At 60.3% G+C, this 15,650-nt stretch carries 12 protein-coding genes and 1 pseudogene; 5 read left to right on the top strand and 8 right to left on the bottom strand.

Annotated elements, in window-relative coordinates:
• The first annotated feature begins 40 nt into the window (after nucleotides 1-40).
• The 4 genes from TU82_RS14350 to TU82_RS14335 all read left to right on the top strand — a co-directional run bounded on the left by TU82_RS14350 (nucleotide 41) and on the right by TU82_RS14335 (nucleotide 4,964).
• Entirely contained in the window at nucleotides 41-1,543 is a 1,503-nt protein-coding gene (locus TU82_RS14350; RefSeq protein WP_057723835.1) for a TolC family protein, read from the top strand.
• Complete coding sequence (locus tag TU82_RS14345) at nucleotides 1,540-2,712, top strand: HlyD family secretion protein (RefSeq protein WP_057723834.1); 1,173 nt, start codon at nucleotides 1,540-1,542, stop codon at nucleotides 2,710-2,712. The genes TU82_RS14350 and TU82_RS14345 overlap by 4 nt, the downstream gene beginning before the upstream one ends.
• Nucleotides 2,705-4,249, top strand: a complete 1,545-nt coding sequence (locus tag TU82_RS14340; protein ID WP_057723833.1) for an MDR family MFS transporter — start codon at nucleotides 2,705-2,707, stop codon at nucleotides 4,247-4,249. The genes TU82_RS14345 and TU82_RS14340 overlap by 8 nt, the downstream gene beginning before the upstream one ends.
• 247 nt (nucleotides 4,250-4,496) lie before the next feature.
• On the top strand, nucleotides 4,497-4,964 hold the full coding sequence (locus TU82_RS14335; protein ID WP_057723832.1) for an SRPBCC family protein: 468 nt from the start codon (nucleotides 4,497-4,499) through the stop codon (nucleotides 4,962-4,964).
• A gap of 101 nt (nucleotides 4,965-5,065) precedes the next feature.
• Here TU82_RS14335 and thrS read toward each other — a convergent pair whose 3' ends face one another.
• The gene (thrS, locus tag TU82_RS14330) at nucleotides 5,066-6,979 is read right to left on the bottom strand and encodes a threonine--tRNA ligase (protein WP_057723831.1); all 1,914 of its coding nucleotides are present in this window, start codon (nucleotides 6,977-6,979) and stop codon (nucleotides 5,066-5,068) included.
• A gap of 182 nt (nucleotides 6,980-7,161) precedes the next feature.
• The gene (locus TU82_RS14325) at nucleotides 7,162-7,875 is read right to left on the bottom strand and encodes an autoinducer binding domain-containing protein (protein ID WP_057723830.1); all 714 of its coding nucleotides are present in this window, start codon (nucleotides 7,873-7,875) and stop codon (nucleotides 7,162-7,164) included.
• A 361-nt stretch (nucleotides 7,876-8,236) separates the two neighbouring features.
• On the opposite strand from TU82_RS14325, the gene nadA reads away from it, so the two are divergent.
• A complete protein-coding gene (gene nadA, locus TU82_RS14320; RefSeq protein WP_057723829.1) occupies nucleotides 8,237-9,295 on the top strand; it encodes a quinolinate synthase NadA in 1,059 nt (352 codons plus the stop codon).
• 137 nt (nucleotides 9,296-9,432) lie between these two features.
• Here nadA and TU82_RS14315 read toward each other — a convergent pair whose 3' ends face one another.
• The 6 genes and pseudogenes from TU82_RS14315 to gcvH form a co-directional block, all read right to left on the bottom strand.
• Complete coding sequence (locus TU82_RS14315; RefSeq protein WP_057723828.1) at nucleotides 9,433-9,921, bottom strand: RDD family protein; 489 nt, start codon at nucleotides 9,919-9,921, stop codon at nucleotides 9,433-9,435.
• 94 nt (nucleotides 9,922-10,015) lie between these two features.
• A complete protein-coding gene (locus TU82_RS14310; protein WP_057723827.1) occupies nucleotides 10,016-10,231 on the bottom strand; it encodes a cold-shock protein in 216 nt (71 codons plus the stop codon).
• Nucleotides 10,232-10,623: 392 nt separating this feature from the next.
• Nucleotides 10,624-11,748 (bottom strand): glycine cleavage system aminomethyltransferase GcvT, encoded by a 1,125-nt coding sequence (gene gcvT, locus TU82_RS14305; protein WP_057723826.1) that lies wholly within the window; start codon nucleotides 11,746-11,748, stop codon nucleotides 10,624-10,626.
• 105 nt (nucleotides 11,749-11,853) lie between these two features.
• Nucleotides 11,854-11,931: pseudogene (locus TU82_RS27910) on the bottom strand (serine dehydratase beta chain); the annotation flags it as partial.
• Nucleotides 11,932-12,086: 155 nt separating this feature from the next.
• A complete protein-coding gene (gene gcvP, locus TU82_RS14300; protein ID WP_057723825.1) occupies nucleotides 12,087-14,924 on the bottom strand; it encodes an aminomethyl-transferring glycine dehydrogenase in 2,838 nt (945 codons plus the stop codon).
• Between the two features lie 10 nt (nucleotides 14,925-14,934).
• Nucleotides 14,935-15,318 (bottom strand): glycine cleavage system protein GcvH, encoded by a 384-nt coding sequence (gene gcvH, locus TU82_RS14295; protein WP_005790845.1) that lies wholly within the window; start codon nucleotides 15,316-15,318, stop codon nucleotides 14,935-14,937.
• Nucleotides 15,319-15,650: the final 332 nt, after the last annotated feature.

The raw sequence follows: 15,650 nt of genomic DNA, 5'->3' as shown, positions 1-15,650 counted from the left end.
TCTTAACCTGCATCTCTACTTAGCACTCTGGATTTATGCGATGGGTTCGCCTTCTTTTTCCGCGCGGCACTGCCGTCTTTCGCTCCTGGGCGTGGCGGTTGTCTGGTTGGCGGGGTGTTCTTCCTGGATCGCCCATACGCCGGCGCAATCCCATCCCCAGCGCATCGATGCCTTGAGCCGCCTGCCGCAAGGCGTATCGGCCCGGGCGCTGCCCGATCATTGGTGGCAGCTGTACAACGACCCCAAGCTCGATGCGCTGGTGCAGCAGGCGTTGGAACACAATCGCGATCTGGCGGCGGCGCAGGCCCATGTGCAGTCGATGCTGGCCGGAATCATGCAGGCCGACGCCGAGCGCTGGCCGTCCACGCAGGCCTCACTGGGCGCCGTTTACGGCAAGACGGCCGACGATCAGACCCTGGCCAAGGCTACCGACAGCCACGCACCGTCGCAGTGGTCCTTCAACCCAGGCTTCGAATTGGCTTACCAGGTGGATGTGTGGGGTCAGGTCCAGCGCAGCATTGAACGAGCGCAGGTGCAGGCGGCGGCGGCTCAGGACGCCGAAGACCTGCTGCGCATCACCGTCGCCGCGCAAACCACGCGTGCCTACGTGAATGCCTGCGCCCTGGGCGCGCGCGCCAAGGTGCAGCGCCATTCGCTGGAAGTGGTCGGGCACAGCCTGGCGCTGACCGATCGCCAGCGTCAGGCTGGCGTGGTGACCGATCTTGAATACAGCCGCATGCAGGCACTGCAGGGCGAAACCCTGGCCTTGCTGCCGATGCTGGAGGCGCGTCGCCAGGCCGCTTTGTACGAGCTGGCGATGCTGACCGGCGTGGCGGACCTGGAGCAGGGCTCCGGCGCGGCGACCTGCGAAGTGGTGCCGCAACTCACTGCCGCACTGCCGGTAGGGGACGGCTGGCAATTACTGGCGCGCCGCCCCGATATCCGCCAGGCCGAGCGGGCATTGCAGGCGGCCACGTTGCAAGTGGATATCGTCCAGGCCGACCTGTACCCCAAGGTCACCTTTGGCGCATCGGTTTCCTCCTCGGCCAGCAAAACCCATGAGCTGGGTGATAGCAGCGCGGTGATGTTCGGCATCGGTCCGTTGATTACCTGGCAGTTTCCCAACTGGCGCGCCAATCGGGCACGGGTCAACCAGGCCAGGGCGCTTGAGCAGATGCAGGTCGCGCAATTCGAGGCCAGCGTGCTCAACGCCCTCAAGAACGTGCGCCAGGCCCTGGCGTTGTACGACGGCGAGCGCCAACGCCACGCCGCCCTGAGCCAGGCGCTGGAGAGCAGTCGGCATGCCTACAAGCTCGCGCAGTTCAATTACAACGCCGGCTCCATCGACTTTCTCGACGTGCTCGACAGCGAGCGTGAGCTGATCCGCCTGCAAGCCACGCGCGCCGACGCCGATGGGCAGCTATTGCAGCGCCAGATCAGTTTGTTTCGCGCTCTGGGCGGCGGTTGGCAGTCCGCTGCCACCCCAGCCCCGACCGCTGCGCTCACCCACGCTTCCGTCAATTCTTTCGGTACCCGGCCATGAATATCGCTGTTGATGAAAAAAACACTGTGCAGGATGAGCAGGAGCATGTGCTCGAGCAACTCATGCACGACCGCAAGCAACGGCGCAAACGCAACCTGATCCTGCTCGGTGGTGCTGCGTTATTGATCGCGGCAGTGGTGTTCGGCGTGTATTGGATGACCATCGGACGTTATCTCGAACAGACCGATGATGCCTACGTGCGTGCCGACTGGATTCCCATCAGCCCGCGAGTATCCGGCTACGTCGCCGAAGTGCTGGTGGAGGACGACCAGCCCGTCAAGGCCGGCGATGTACTGGTGCGTATCGAGGACCGTGACTACCAGGCGCGGCTGGCCCAGGCCCGTGCGGAGTTGGCCGAAACGCAAGCCTCGATTGCTGCCCAGCGGGCCAACCTGCAAGTCACTGACAGCCTGATCGCACAGCAAAAGGCCGGCGTAGCCCAGGCCGAGGCGCATACGCGCAGCGTGGGGGCGGAGTTGCGCCGCGCCAGTCTGGATCAGCGTCGCTATGAAGGTCTGGTCCGCGAGCATGCCGCCAGCGCCCAGCGTCTGGAAAGCGCAGCCGCCAGTTACACCCAGGCCAGCGCCGCGGTGGAAATTGCCCGGGCGATGCAGCGCCAGCAGGAAACCCGGCTCAATGTCGCCATTACCCGCCGTCAACTGGCCGATGCCTCGTTGCAGCAGCAAATAGCGCGGCGCGACCAGGCCGAGGCGCAGTTGAACCTGGCGACCCATGCGCTCGAAGACACCTTGATCCGCGCGCCGATCGACGGGGTGGTCGGGCAGCGCAAAGTGCGCACGCGCCAGTATGTCGCGCCGGGCCTGCCGCTGCTGGCGGTGGTGCCCTTGCACCAGGCCTATGTGGTGGCCAACTACAAGGAAACCCAATTGCGCGACATGCGTGCCGGGCAGGCGGTGGATATCAGCGTCGACAGCTATTCGGGGCGCAAGCTCAAGGGGCATGTGGTGAGTTTTTCGCCGGGCTCGGGGGCGGTGTTCGCGCTGCTGCCGTCGGACAACGCGACCGGCAACTTCACCAAAATCGTGCAGCGTTTTCCGGTGAAGATCGTGATCGATCAGCACGATGAGGGCGGCCCCATTCTGCCGGGCATGTCGGTGATTACCACGGTAGATACCCGCCCCGCCAACCAGGACGCCGAGCATGACTGAGGCTGGCGAGAAAACCGTCTCCTTTCGCGCCTGGGTAGCTGTGATCGGCGGACTGTTCGGTTGTTTCATGGCCGGCATGAACGTGCACGTGACCAGCGCCGCGCTGCCTGAAATCGAAGGCTCGCTGGGGGCGACCTTCGAGGAGGGCTCGTGGATTTCCACGGCTTACCTGGTGGCGGAGATCGTGATGATCCCCCTGACCGCCTGGCTGGTGCAGGTGTTCTCCCTGCGCCGGGTGATGCTGGTGGGCTCGTTTGTATTTCTGGTGGCCTCGATTGCCTGCTCCTGGGCGCCCAACCTGGAAGTGATGATCATCATTCGGGTGATCCAAGGCGCCGCCGGCGCGGTGCTGATCCCGTTATCGTTCCAACTGATCATCACTGAACTGCCGCCCAGCAAGATCGCCATGGGCATGGCCCTGTTCGCCCTGTCCAACAGCGTGGCCCAGGCCGCCGGCCCGTCCATCGGCGGCTGGCTGACCGATGCGTATTCCTGGCGCTGGATTTTCTACCTGCAACTGGCCCCTGGCATTCTGCTGTTGCTGGCGGTGGCGTGGTCCATCGATGCCAAGCCCATGCAACTGAGCCTGCTCAAACGCGGCGACTGGGGCGGTATTTTCGCCATGATCGTTGGCCTCGGCGGTTTGCAGATCGTGCTCGAAGAAGGCGGACGCAAGGACTGGTTCGGCTCCGATTTCATTGTGTGGATGTCGTTGATCGCCGGCGTCGCCCTGGTGTATTTCGTGCTGTCACAGCTGTACGGCAGCCGCTCCTTCATCAACCTGCGCTTGCTCAAAAGCTACAACTTCGGCGTGGCGAGCGCGGCGATGTTCATTTTTGGCGGGGCCACGTTCGGCCTGGTCTTCCTGGTACCCAATTACCTGTCCCAGTTGCAGGGCTACAACGCCCGCGAAATCGGGATCAGCCTGATTGCCTACGGCGTGGTGCAACTGGTGCTGGCACCGTTCATGCCGCGCCTGATGAAGTGGCTCAACCCGAAGCTGATGGTTGCCAGCGGGTTTTTCATCATGGCCCTGGGATGCTATCTCGGAGCGCATCTGGACGTGGACAGCGCCGCCAACGTGATCATCCCGTCCACCGTGGTACGGGGCATCGGGCAGCCATTGATCATGGTGGCGCTGTCGGTGTTGGCGGTGTCCGGGTTGGCCAAGGATGAAGCCGGTTCGGCCTCTGCCCTGTTCTCCATGCTGCGCAACCTGGGTGGCGCCGTGGGCACTGCCGGCTTGACGCAGATCGTCGCGATGCGCGAGCGCTTTCATTCCGAGCGCGTCGGCGAGTCGATCACCCTGTTTTCCCCGTCATTGCAGGAGCGCCTGCGCGCCGGTATGGCAGACAGTGAAGCATTCATTTTCAACGAGCTGATGCCCGCCCAACAGCAAGTCCTTGAAGGCCTGGTCCACACGGTGCGTCGCGAAGCCTACTTGATGGCCTATAGCGATGCGTTCTACGTGTCCTGTGTCGCCTTGATCCTGTGTGGTGTGGCGGCATTGGCGTTACGTCAACAAGCGAAGCATTGAATGCACGCAGCTCGCAATATTCGCAACGGCTACAACCCTTCCAACCGGATGACAGAGCGCATCACCTGGTGGTGTTTCGCACCACTGGTCACGATTTCCAGTGGGAGCAGGTGACACAATGGTGGCGGCACCTGTCGACGATCGACGGTGACAATGCGTTATTCGTTGTCTGTCGGCGTCTCCCCAAGGATGTTGAGGCAGGCATCGGCGATATCGCTCTCATCCAAGCTAAAAAAAGGAGCTGTTCATGCTACATCTGGAACCCGATACCCTGGTGCGCAATCCCGTGGGCAACCCGGTGGTCGCCAGCGTTACCGTCAACGCCGATGCGCGCAGCGTATGGAATATCGTCGGAGACTTTTCCGGCTTCGCCAAATTCATCCCGGCGTTGTCCCACATCGAAATGACCGGAGAGGGTGTGCGCTCGGTACGCAAGAAGCTGTTCAAGGACGGCAATGTGGTGATCGAGCAACTTAACAGCCATGACGACGAAGGCATGACCATGACCTGGTCGCTGATTTACACCTCGCTGAATATCGGCAACCTGTGGGCCGTTATGCAAGTGGAGCCGCAAGGTGCGAATCAAAGCCAGGCGACCTGGACCATCATTGGTCAGCCTTACACCGGCGGCCCGGAGGACGTGCCGGCGTTCGAGGCGTTCCTGCAAGGGTTTGCCGATGATGCGATGAAGAACGTGCAGGCGCTGTTCAACTGATGAACAACAGGTGACGGGGCGCCCAACGCCCCGGCACCGCCGGGATTGTAAAATGCAAAAGGCCATTCGCATGAATGGCCTTTTTTTGTACGAGCCTATAATCAGCCTCCCGCTGATTGCTCGTTCAACAGGAAGGCGTGCAGCGCCTCCATCGTCATGCTTCCCAAGTCTTCGCCTGCGCGCGAGCGAACGGTGACGGTACCGTTTTCTTTCTCTCGCTCACCGACCACGAGCAAGTAAGGCACGCGTTGAATAGTGCTTTCGCGAATCTTGTAGCCGATTTTCTCATTGCGCAGATCAGCTTCCACCCTGAACCCCAGTTGGACCAGGTCATTGCGTGTCTGGTCGGCATAATCGTTCTGTGCATCGGTGACCGTCACGACGATGGCCTGCACCGGCGCAAGCCAGAGCGGGAACTGACCGGCATGGTGTTCGATGAGAATGCCAAGAAACCGCTCCAGAGAACCCACGATTGCGCGGTGCAGCATGACCGGCTTGCGTCGTTGCGAATGCTCGTCGACGTATTCGGCGCCCAGACGATCCGGCATGTGATAGTCGACCTGCATCGTGCCTACCTGCCATTCACGGCCGATGGCATCGCGCAGGTGATATTCGATCTTGGGGCTGTAGAACGCGCCTTCGCCCGGCAGCTCTTCCCACTCCACATCACACTCGGACAGGGCCTCACGTAACAGGTTTTCGGCCTTGTCCCACACTTCGTCGCTGCCCAGGCGCTTGCCTGGCTCAGGGCGCAGTGCGATTTTGACCGCAATGTCAGTGAAGCCGAAGTCGGCATACACCTTGACTGCCTGGTAGTGGAACGCCTTGATCTCGGCCGCGATTTGCTCTTCAGTGCAGAAAATGTGCCCGTCATCCTGAGTGAATGCGCGTACCCGCATGATGCCGTGCAAAGCGCCCGAAGGCTCGTTGCGGTGGCAGCCGCCGAACTCGCCGTAACGGATCGGCAGTTCACGGTGGCTGCGCAGGCCATGCTTGAAGATTTGGATGTGGCCGGGGCAGTTCATCGGCTTGAGTGCGTACTGGCGGTTTTCGGACTCAGTGACAAACATGTTTTCTTTGTAGTTGTCCCAGTGTCCTGATTTCTTCCACAAGGTACTGTCGAGCACTTGCGGCGACTTGACTTCACGGTAGCCGCCATCGCGGTAAACCCGGCGCATGTACTGTTCGACCGTCTGCCACAACGACCAGCCCTTGGGGTGCCAAAAGACCATGCCTGGCGCTTCTTCTTGTTGGTGAAACAAGTCGAACTGTTTGGCCAGTTTGCGGTGATCACGCTTTTCAGCTTCTTGAAGTTGGTTCAAGTAGGCCTTGAGCTCTTTTTCGTTGCCCCAGGCAGTGCCGTAGATACGGCTGAGCATGATGTTGTTGGAGTCGCCGCGCCAGTAAGCGCCAGCCACTTTCATCAGTTTGAAAGCGCCAAGCTTTGCTGTGTTGGGGACATGTGGCCCACGGCACAGGTCGGTGAACTCGCCCTGGGTATAAAGCGAGAGGATTTCTCCGGCGGGTATGGAGTCGATGATTTGGGTCTTGTAGCTTTCGCCCAGTTGTTCAAAAAACGCCAGTGCTTCATCCCGTGGTAATTGCGTACGGGTAACCGGTAGTTGTTCTTTGACGATCCTGGTCATTTCGGCTTCGATGAGCGGCAGATCGTCCATTGTGAAGGGACGAGGTGCCACGAAGTCGTAATAGAAGCCATTGTCAATAACCGGGCCTATCGTTACTTGTGTGCCGGGGTACAGGCGTTGAACCGCCTGTGCCATCAAGTGAGCCGTCGAATGGCGTATCAGCTCCAGCGCTTGCGGACTTTTGGTCGTGACAATCTCTACGGTGGCGTCTGTGTCCAGAAGGTAGCTGGCATCGACCAGCGTGCCGTCGACCTTGCCGCCAATAGTCGCGGCAGCAAGGCCTGCGCCGATGGATTGGGCCAGTTGTTGCACAGTCAATGCTTCTGGAAAATCTCTGCGACTGCCGTCCGGTAGAGCGATAGTGACCATAGGTAGGGGGACTCGAAATAGAAAGAACAGCTAATGCGTGGGTGCGTGATGTGCAGGCCTATCGGCAATGAGGTGCGCTTTAAGCTCACAATCGGCCGCCAAGCAATTAGATATAAAAAATAGTTATAGGCCACCTCCTATAAATCGTAGTGGTCTGCCTTAGTGCAATAGGGTAACGAGCGTCATGTGAGTAGGCCCAGCATGGCGGCACGGACAACCGCAGCGGTTTTATTGCAGGCTTTTAGTTTGTGCACGGCATTTTTAATGTGAAAGTCTATGGTGTGTTTAGTGACGACAAGAATCTCGGAAATTTCACTCGCCGATTTCCCATCGGCTGTCCACTTTAGAACTTCCATTTCACGAGGGGTCAGGCAGGGATCTTGTTCTTTTCGATGCCGATGAGTGATAGCTCTGGACAATGATGAATGGGCAATGGACACCAGCCAGATAAGTTTGCTTTCAATGTCCGCCCGTTCTGAAGGACTCAATTTTTGTGCGGATCTGGATACGCTGAGCATACCGCTGGCACCGACCAAGTCGATGTGCGACTGCGACCAGCCGACATTGATGCCGTAAGCATTTGCCTCCTCCCATAGCTCAGGAGCGTGACAAAAACTCGACGCGCTCCAAATCAGTGGGGCTTGCGTGCGGCGCCCGTGCAGGACAGCGGGGTCATGTTTCACATACTGGGCCGCGCTGTAACGGTCCCTCCAGGCATCTGGGTAGTTGTCGAGAATGACTACCTTGGGCGCTGTCAGTGGCAGGGGCAGTTGCAGGCCATAAGCACAGTAATCAAAGCCGAGTTGCTGCGCTGCGGCGGTTATTTTTTTGAAGATGCTGTGTTCGCACATGTTGAGCTCGAAAATGCTCCACATATCGTTTTTCCAGGTGTCCATGAGACCTCCTTGTCCGGTCAGCCCCGCTTTTCCAACAGCGTCTCAACGATGCAGATTCGAACTGACAGTGGTGCAGGCTCCAAATATTTTGAAACGTCATGGCGAAGATACTATCAACGAGTTGCGCGCACGAGTGAAACTGCGAGGCGCAGCTCTGTCGGCTCACCTGTGCTTGAGTCCGCCCGACGCGCCTTCACTTGGCAGATTAGCCTTTTGAATCCATTCGATATTCTGTAGCCTTGCGCAGCTTCAGCTTTACCCGTGCTTGATGAATACACACTTCGTCCGGCGGCGCCCGAAGGGCTCCAGAGCCGGTGGTACACTCGACTTTCGCGCTACTGCGCCTGCAGGTCTTGCGAACATGACCCACATTTCCGAACGCCTACTGGTTCAAGCCCACTTAGACGCCAAGCAGCCCAAGGCCCTCAGCGCCGATGAAGAGGCGAGCCTGCGGGCCGCCATCGCCGCCGAGCTTAAAGCCCAGGACGCGGTGCTGGTCGCCCACTTCTATTGCGACCCGGTGATTCAGGCCCTGGCCGAAGAGACCGGCGGCTGTGTTTCCGACTCCCTGGAAATGGCGCGCTTCGGCGCTGCCCACCCAGCCAGGACCGTGCTGGTGGCGGGTGTGCGGTTCATGGGCGAAACCGCGAAAATCCTGACCCCTGAAAAACGTATCCTGATGCCGACCCTGGAAGCCACCTGCTCCCTGGACCTGGGTTGCCCGGTGGATGAATTTTCCGCGTTCTGTGACCAGCACCCCGAGCGCACGGTGGTGGTCTACGCGAACACCTCGGCGGCGGTCAAAGCCCGTGCCGACTGGGTGGTGACGTCCAGTTGCGCACTGGAAATCGTCGAAAGCCTGATGGACAACGGCGAGACGATTATCTGGGGCCCGGACAAACACCTGGGCACCTATATCCAGCGTCAGACCGGGGCCGATATGCTGCTGTGGGACGGTGCGTGCATCGTCCACGAAGAGTTCAAGTCCAAGCAGCTCGAAGACATGAAGGCGCTGTACCCGGATGCCGCGATCCTGGTACACCCGGAATCGCCGACCTCGGTGATCGAACTGGCGGACGCTGTCGGTTCCACCAGCCAGTTGATTGCGGCGGCGCAGCGTTTGCCGAACAAAACGTTCATCGTCGCCACCGATCGCGGCATCTTCTACAAGATGCAGCAGCTGTGCCCGGACAAGGTCTTCATCGAAGCGCCCACCGCCGGCAACGGCGCCGCGTGCCGCAGTTGCGCGCACTGTCCGTGGATGGCGATGAATACGCTGGAGCGTACGTTGCAGTGCCTGCGCGAGGGCAGTAACGAGATATTCGTCGAGCCGTCGGTGATTCCGCAGGCGGTGCGGCCGCTCAAGCGTATGTTGGATTTCACCCAGGCTGCGCGACTCAAACTCGCCGGCAACGCCTGACCTGAGGCCAACTGGGTAAAAAATGTGGGAGGGGGCTTGCCCCCGATAGCGGTGGATCAGTCAAGATATTGGGTGACTGTCACACAGCCATCGGGGGCAAGCCCCCTCCCACATTTTGATCTTCACTTGGCTGGTAATTACTTCTTTTGCTTGGGGATCCGCACCAGTTGCGTGTCCGAATAGATGTCATGCCAGCTACGCTTTTGCTTGTCGAACAGCGACCAGATAAACCCCAGCCCCACGCACAACCACGACGCAATCGACACCACGAAACGCAACAGCGCCTGCCACAGGCTGATACGCGTGCCGTCGGCGTTCTGCACGCGTACGCTCCACACCTGCATGCCCAGGGTCTGCCCGGAATGGGTCCAGAACTTGGCGAAAAAACCGAACAGTACAAACAGCAGAATCGTTGACAGTAACGGATCGCCATCCAGTGCGCCGGATTCGGTAAGTGTGCGCATCTTCGCCTCACCCACGAAGGCGATCCACACCAGCTTGTAGATAAAGGCGGTGACGATCAGCAGCGCAGTGCACAACAGCAAATCATAGAACATCGCTGCCAGGCGGCGGCCCAGGCCAACGGCGGGGAACTCGCCCTGGGGGCGCAACAGGGGTTTGGACATGGCAGGGCTCTCTGCTGAAAACCTGCAGTTTACGCAATGACGCCCATAAAAAAGCCCCTGATGTCATATCAGGGGCTTTTTGTCGCAGGAAGGATCAGGTGTTCTCTGCCTGGACTTCGTCAGCCTGCATGCCTTTCTGGCCTTGCACGGCAACGAATGACACTTTTTGGCCTTCTTTCAGGCTCTTGAAGCCGTTGCCCTGGATAGCGCGGAAATGCACGAACAGATCCGGGCCGCTTTCTGGAGTGATGAAACCAAACCCTTTCTCGTCGTTAAACCACTTGACGGTACCGCTCTGACGTTCAGCCATTTTCTTCTTTCCTTTGACGCTAAAAATTAATGACAGCCCCTTTCACATGAAAGAGTACTGGGCTGGGTTGCAGGAAAGTAAGAGACGTCGAACGGGTTGTAGCGTTACTACTTCAGCTACTGCCCAGGTCCAGGTTCCAAGCGACCCATGCAAACACAGTGGGGAAACTCTACGCCAACTAATAGTAAAAAAACAAGCCCTGCCGGAAAGCCAGAGTTTGCTCGGGCTGATGACAGTTTTTTGAATAAAATGGCGCTGGCTTATTCGATAGATAGACTCACTTGTTATAGGAGGAATCCCATATAAAGACTATCGCTTGTGCACTGTTATATAGCGATCGCGTTACAGTTTAGTGCACGCAACGCAATCGCGTTACTTATGGAAACAGTCAGTCAGCCACGATAGTAACGTTGCGGCACAAATGGCATTTTACTTACACGTAACGGCACCTTTTTCCCACGCACCAGCGCAGAAACCTCGGTATCCAATGCCACAAATGCACTGTCCAGGTAACCCATGGCTAACGGGGCGCCCAAGGTTGGACCAAACCCTCCACTGCACACGCTACCGATCACGGTGCCGTGCTCGTCGACAATCTCTGCACCTTCACGCACCGGCGTACGTTCCTGGGGCAGCAAGCCGACGCGTTTGCGGCTCACGCCGGTTTGTTGCTGGATGAAGATCCGGTCTGCGCCGGGGAAGCCGCCGGCACGCGCGCCATCGGCACGGCGCGCCTTGGAGATCGCCCATAGCAGGCTGGCTTCGATCGGGGTGGTGCCGGTGTCCATGTCATGACCGTACAGGCACAGGCCGGCTTCCAGGCGCAGGGAGTCGCGAGCGCCCAGGCCGATCGCCTGCACTTCGGCCTCGGCCAGCAGGCTGCGGGCCAGGCTTTCGGCATGTTCAGCCGGCACGGAGATTTCAAAGCCGTCTTCCCCGGTATAGCCGGAGCGGCTGACGTAGCAGTCCACGCCCAGCAGGCGCAGGGTGGCAAATTGCATGAAGGTCATCTGGGTGACTTGCGGTGCCAGGCGCGCCAGCACCTTCACCGCGGCCGGGCCTTGCAGGGCCAGCAGGGCGCGTTCTTCGAACAGTGGCTCGATGCTGCACTGGTCGCCGATGTGTCGACGCAGGTGCGCCAGGTCCTGGTCCTTGCACGCAGCATTGACCACCAGGAACAGCTCGTCGTTGCCCAGGTTGGCCACCATCAGGTCGTCGAGAATGCCGCCCTGCTCGTTGGTGAACATCGCGTAGCGCTGCATGCCCACCGGCAGGTCGATGATGTCCACCGGTACCAGGGTTTCCAGGGCCTTGGCGGCATGGGCGCCGGTCAGGCGGATCTGGCCCATGTGCGACACATCGAACAGCCCGGCCTGTTCACGGGTGTGCAGGTGTTCCTTCATTACGCCCAGCGGGTATTGCACCGGCATGTCGTAGCCGGCGAAGGGCACCATGCGTGCGCCCAGCTCGAGGTGCAGGGCGTGCAAAGGGGTATTCAACAGGGTTTCGGTGGACATGTTCAGCTCCTGAAAAACGTGCCGGCGCGCTTGTAGGCGTCAGCACTCGATAATGTTGACCGCCAAACCGCCACGGACGGTTTCCTTGTATTTGCTTTTCATGTCGGCGCGCATCGGGCCGACGGTGTGGGAACTGGAGGGGCCGATGAGAATCTTGAACAGGTCGAACACGCTTAACGACATGAGTTGTTCCCCGGTTTCTTATTATTGAGGTGGTCAAAATGTGGGAGGGGGCTTGCCCCCGATGACGGAGTGTCAGTTGATAGATAGGGTGGCTGACACACCGCTATCGGGGGCAAGCCCCCTCCCACATTTTTGACCGCGTCCAGCCAGACGGGTTATGCGTAGCTCTCGATCGACGGGCACGCACACACCAGGTTGCGATCACCAAACACGTTGTCGACCCGACCCACCGGCGGCCAGTACTTGCTTTCGATCAGCGAAGCAACCGGATACACAGCCTGTTCGCGACTGTAGGGGTGGCTCCATTCGCCCACCAGTTCCGCCGCGGTATGCGGGGCGTTCTTGAGCGGGTTGTCGTCCTTGTCCAGGGTGCCGTTTTCCACCGCGCGAATCTCTTCGCGGATGGCGATCATGGCATCGCAGAAACGGTCCAGTTCTTCCCTGGACTCACTTTCGGTCGGCTCGATCATCAAGGTGCCCGCCACCGGGAACGACATGGTCGGCGCATGGAAGCCAAAATCGATCAGGCGCTTGGCCACGTCGTCCACGCTGATGCCGCTGCTGTCCTTGAGCGGGCGCAGGTCCAGGATGCACTCATGCGCCACCAGGCCGTTGCTGCCGGTGTAGAGCACCGGGTAGTGCTCTTCCAGGCGACGGGAAATGTAGTTGGCATTCAGGATCGCCAACTGCGAAGCGCGCTTGAGGCCCGCGCCGCCCATCATGCTGATGTACATCCAGGTGATCGGCAAAATGCTCGCGCTGCCGAACGGCGCGGCGCACACCGCGCCTTCCTTGCGCGCCATGGCCGCGTGACCGGGCAGGAAGGGCGTGAGGTGCGACTTGACGCCAATCGGGCCGACGCCCGGGCCGCCACCGCCGTGGGGAATGCAGAAGGTTTTGTGCAGGTTCAGGTGGGACACGTCGCCGCCGAACTTGCCCGGTGCGCACAGGCCCACCATCGCGTTCATGTTGGCGCCGTCGATGTACACCTGGCCGCCGTTGTCATGGATGATCGCGCAGATGTCGCGGATACCTTCCTCGAACACGCCGTGGGTGGACGGGTAGGTGATCATCAGCGCGGCGAGGTGCTCGCGGTGCTCGATGGCCTTGGCGCGCAGGTCCTCGATATCCACGTTGCCCCGTGCGTCGCAGGCGGTGACCACCACGCGCATGCCGGCCATGTTGGCGGTCGCCGGGTTGGTGCCGTGGGCCGACGATGGGATCAGGCAGATGTCGCGACGCGCTTCGCCACGGCTCTGGTGATAGGCGCGGATGGCCAGCAGGCCGGCGTATTCACCCTGGGAACCGGCGTTCGGTTGCAGGGAGATGGCGTCGTAACCGGTGGCCGCGCAGAGCATGGCCTCCAGTTCGCTGGTCAGTTGCTGGTAGCCGGCGCTTTGCGCCGCCGGGGCGAACGGATGCAGGGCACCGAATTCGGCCCAGGTCACCGGGATCATTTCGCTGGCGGCGTTGAGTTTCATGGTGCACGAACCCAGCGGGATCATGGTGCGGTCCAGGGCCAGGTCCTTGTCGGCCAGCTTGCGCAGGTAGCGCATCAGCTCGGTTTCCGAGTGATAACGGTTGAACACCGGGTGGCTGAGGATCGGCGACTGGCGCAGCAGGGCGCTCGGCAAGGTGCTTTCGGTGGCGGCGAAGGCGGGCAGGGCCTTGCCCTCGGCGAAGATCGCCCACAAGGCTTCGATATCGGCCTGTGTGGTGGTTTCGTCGACCGACAGGCCGACACGCTCGGCGTCCACTGCGCGCAGGTTGATGCGCTGGTCGTGCGCCTTATCGTGCAGGGCGGCGGTGTTGGTACCGGTGTGGAGGGTGATGGTGTCGAAGAAGTGTTCCTGCTCGACCGTCACGCCCAGGGCGCTCAGGCCCTTGGCCAGGATCGCGGTCAGCTGATGAATACGCTGGGCGATCCGGGTCAGGCCTTCAGGGCCGTGGTACACAGCGTACATGCTGGCGATGTTGGCCAGCAGCACTTGCGCGGTGCAGATGTTGCTGGTGGCTTTCTCGCGGCGGATATGTTGCTCGCGGGTCTGCATGGCCAGGCGCAGGGCCGGCTTGCCGAAACGGTCCACCGAGACACCGACCAGACGGCCCGGCATGTCGCGCTTGAACGCATCCTTGGTAGAGAAGTACGCCGCGTGTGGGCCACCAAAGCCCAGCGGCACGCCGAAGCGTTGCGCGCTGCCGATGGCCACGTCGGCGCCGAACTCGCCTGGCGGCGTCAGCAAGGTCAGGGCGAGCAGGTCGGCGGCAACAGCGACCAGCGCGTTGGCTGCGTGGAAACGCTCGGTCAGTTCACGGTAGTCAAACACGTCACCGTTGCTGGCCGGGTATTGCAGCAGGGCGCCGAAGAACGGGCTGGCGTCGGTCAGTTCGCCCTCATCGCCCACGACCACCTCGATACCCAGGGGCTCGGCACGGGTACGCAGTACGTCGAGGGTTTGCGGGTGGCTGTGGATCGAAGCGAAGAAGGCGTTGCTGCCCTTGTTCTTGCTCAGGCGCTTGCAGAACGTCATGGCTTCGGCGGCGGCGGTGGCTTCGTCGAGCAGGGAGGCGTTGGCGATCGGCAGGCCGGTGAGGTCGCTGATCAGGGTCTGGAAATTCAGCAGCGCTTCCAGGCGGCCCTGGGAAATCTCTGGCTGGTACGGGGTGTAGGCGGTGTACCAGGCGGGGTTTTCCAGCAGGTTGCGCAGGATTGGCGACGGCGTATGGCAGTTGTAGTAGCCCTGGCCGATGTAGGTCTTGAACAGTTGGTTGTGGCTGGCGATGGCCTTGATTCTGGCCAGGGCCTCGGCTTCGCTCAAGCCGTCTTCCAGGCCGAGCACGCTGGTGCCCTTGATGCTTTCCGGGATCACGCTGGCGCTCAGGGCTTCGAGTGAGTCAAAGCCCAGGCTGGCGAGCATCTGTTGCTCGTCTTCCTGGCTCGGGCCGATGTGGCGGGCGATGAATTCGTTGGCGGTGGTCAGATTAACGGTCATGGCGCGCTCCTCAGGCTTCAGCGTTGGCTTTGATCAGGCGGTCGTACGCATCCTGATCCAACAGCTTAGCCACTGCATCGGCGTCGGCTGGTTTAAAGCGGAAGAACCAGCCTTCGCCCATCGGGTCTTCGTTGACCAGTTCGGGGCTGCCATCGAGTTTGTCATTCACTTCGAGGACTTCACCGTCCAGAGGCATGTACACACCGCTGGCGGCCTTGACCGATTCCACGGTGGACGCTTCGGCGCCCTTGTCGTAGGCCTGCAGCTCAGGCAGTTGCACGAAAACCACATCACCCAGCGCGTTCTGCGCAAAAGCGGTAATGCCCACGGTGACGCTGCCATCGGCTTCGGCGCGCAGCCATTCGTGATCTTCAGTGAAACGCAACTCGCTCATGGAAACTCCTCAGGGCCAGATTCGTCTGGTGGACGGGATTGGAATAATGGGGAGTTGCTTAGCAATATCGCGGCCAAGGTTATTAAAGTGTTATAAAACAATAAGTTGCTGAAGAAGCAGAGAACACGGCGGGTTTTCGCTGTAGCGATTTCGCTACAGTTGGACGTGAGAAAAAAAGACTATGTGGATCAAAGCCTTGCATGGCGCGCAAAAAGCAGGGTTGTAGCGATATCGTTACGCTGTAGCGATTTCAGGACGGCGGACGTCGTTCTCAGACCAAAACCTGGAATGCATTTCAAATGTGGGAGGGGGCTTGCCCCCGATAGCGGTGG

Origin of the sequence: Pseudomonas orientalis (assembly GCF_001439815.1) — a bacterium.
GTDB classification, from domain to species: Bacteria; Pseudomonadota; Gammaproteobacteria; order Pseudomonadales; family Pseudomonadaceae; genus Aquipseudomonas; species Aquipseudomonas orientalis.
Note: the sequence above shows the minus strand (reverse complement) of the source record. Positions and strands in the feature narration are given on the sequence as shown.

What these genes read in the sequence shown, in the direction of transcription:
- TU82_RS14350 (WP_057723835.1), top strand. Translation starts at nt 41, where the DNA reads ATGGGTTCGCCTTCTTTTTCCGCGCGGCACTGCCGTCTTTCGCTCCTG.
- TU82_RS14345 (WP_057723834.1), top strand. Translation starts at nt 1,540, where the DNA reads ATGAATATCGCTGTTGATGAAAAAAACACTGTGCAGGATGAGCAGGAG.
- TU82_RS14340 (WP_057723833.1), top strand. Translation starts at nt 2,705, where the DNA reads ATGACTGAGGCTGGCGAGAAAACCGTCTCCTTTCGCGCCTGGGTAGCT.
- TU82_RS14335 (WP_057723832.1), top strand. Translation starts at nt 4,497, where the DNA reads ATGCTACATCTGGAACCCGATACCCTGGTGCGCAATCCCGTGGGCAAC.
- thrS (WP_057723831.1), bottom strand. Translation starts at nt 6,979, where the DNA reads ATGGTCACTATCGCTCTACCGGACGGCAGTCGCAGAGATTTTCCAGAA.
- TU82_RS14325 (WP_057723830.1), bottom strand. Translation starts at nt 7,875, where the DNA reads ATGGACACCTGGAAAAACGATATGTGGAGCATTTTCGAGCTCAACATG.
- nadA (WP_057723829.1), top strand. Translation starts at nt 8,237, where the DNA reads ATGACCCACATTTCCGAACGCCTACTGGTTCAAGCCCACTTAGACGCC.
- TU82_RS14315 (WP_057723828.1), bottom strand. Translation starts at nt 9,921, where the DNA reads ATGTCCAAACCCCTGTTGCGCCCCCAGGGCGAGTTCCCCGCCGTTGGC.
- TU82_RS14310 (WP_057723827.1), bottom strand. Translation starts at nt 10,231, where the DNA reads ATGGCTGAACGTCAGAGCGGTACCGTCAAGTGGTTTAACGACGAGAAA.
- gcvT (WP_057723826.1), bottom strand. Translation starts at nt 11,748, where the DNA reads ATGTCCACCGAAACCCTGTTGAATACCCCTTTGCACGCCCTGCACCTC.
- gcvP (WP_057723825.1), bottom strand. Translation starts at nt 14,924, where the DNA reads ATGACCGTTAATCTGACCACCGCCAACGAATTCATCGCCCGCCACATC.
- gcvH (WP_005790845.1), bottom strand. Translation starts at nt 15,318, where the DNA reads ATGAGCGAGTTGCGTTTCACTGAAGATCACGAATGGCTGCGCGCCGAA.